General features: G+C 35.2%; 1 protein-coding gene. It reads right to left on the reverse strand.

Annotated features, from left to right (window positions below; translation table 11 throughout):
- Positions 1-144 precede the first annotated feature (144 nt).
- Complete coding sequence (locus ACFQ18_RS18020; protein WP_379566886.1) at positions 145-1,323, reverse strand: transposase; 1,179 nt, start codon at positions 1,321-1,323, stop codon at positions 145-147.
- Positions 1,324-1,621 lie beyond the last annotated feature (298 nt).

Genomic DNA, 1,621 nt, shown 5'->3' on the forward strand with positions numbered 1-1,621 from the left:
TTTTTTCCCCTATAAGAACATGTTTTCGTCATATTGAGATTCTTTAGGGAAAACTTTTTGCAGTTTCAATGAAGAAGCAAGTTTTTTCCAATACAAATAAACATACTACGCAGTATGTCTATTCTGACTATTCAATTAATTGGTCTAAAGTTGAAATGTTAGTTGTCGTGAATCTTTTGGCTTTTCTATGTATTTAAAATGTCGAATCCCATAAGCATCTTTTTTCAGTATGGCTTCCATTCCCGCCGAAAAACGATATAGAAACATCTTAATTTGATCCTTTGCCTTTATGCCCTTTGCCCGTTCAATCACACTATGAAAAAATCCATTTTGCTTTTCTATTTTCAGTGTCATAAACGTAACCATGATGGACAAGAGTAAAAACATTCTCTTCAGTCTGGGCAAGGTACGAACTCGAATATTCTCTAATTCAAATTCTTGCTTTTGCACGCGAAACATTTCTTCGATACGCCATCTAGTAATATAGGCTTTTAAAACAGAAATTACCTCTGCTTTTTTCTGGATTCGCTTATTTGTAAGCAGCACCATCGGCTCTTTGCCATATCCATACACAACAATCATCGTGAACTTTTTTCCCTTAAGCGAGGGGATTTCTACAGTAAGATGAGAGACTTTCAAATCATAGACGGTTCCCTTTATTTCAGAACGAAAATTGATTTTCCCTTTTCTTCTGATTGCCAAATCATGTACGGAGAACTTTTTATTCTGATACAATAAATTTCGATTTTTCTTCAACCGAATGATAAAGTTATTCTCCTGCTTGAGGATTTTTTTCATGACTTCTATATTGTCATACCCACGGTCCATGACGAAGGTTGCTTTCTTCTCGCCTAAAAGCTGATCTACGTAATCCAAGCCCTTGTATGTTTCATCATTCTCGCTGATAAATCCCTTTTCAGCAGATGAGTATAAATGAGAATAAACTGAAATCGGATGCTTTGTCCTCGGAGCCACGGCAATCATATTGGTTGTCCAGTATCCATTGCCAATTTTCCCTGTCGAACCATCTCTCACTTGCCCAAGAGCTTCCATTTTACAGGCGGTGGGTTTCACAATCTCAGAGTTATCTACCAGAATCAGATTATCTTCTTCTTGCAGGAAAGGTTTTATTAGTTCTTCATAGTTCTCCAACAGCTCGGTTGTTTCATGAAACTCATCCATACGATTGGAAAGTCGCTTGACGGTTTGTATCGTATCGATGGGCTCTTCTAGAGTGCGTGCAATGTTGGAAAGCAAAACAGATTTGCTTTTTGCCATGCCAAATAAAATATCTAGGATAAAGTTTTTATTGGGTTTTTGCATTCCTTCTGTCAATTTTGAAGAAAAATCATAAATGGAACGTTTAGTAGTGTAAATTGCCTGGCTAAATGTGTTGTAATTGGTCATAGAAAAAGACTCCTTTTTATGCTGTATATTTTGTTTTGTCCAAATAAAATTTTAGCATATTTAGGTAGGCTTTTTCTTTTTAATTTCCAATAAATTACGTACATTTTGATTAAAAAAGACTAAAATAGGCATCGAAAAGTCCATTTATTAGGTTGAACTTTTCAATGCCTGTTTTTTGTTGGAAGTCAATCTTTATTTTTAGGTAAACTTAAAT

It is taken from the genome of Oceanobacillus caeni (genome assembly GCF_042678465.1).
GTDB classification, from domain to species: domain Bacteria; phylum Bacillota; class Bacilli; order Bacillales; family Amphibacillaceae; genus Oceanobacillus; species Oceanobacillus caeni.

Excerpts from the sequence above, each read along its gene's own strand:
- ACFQ18_RS18020 (WP_379566886.1), bottom strand. The coding sequence starts at position 1,323 with ATGCAAAAACCCAATAAAAACTTTATCCTAGATATTTTATTTGGCATG.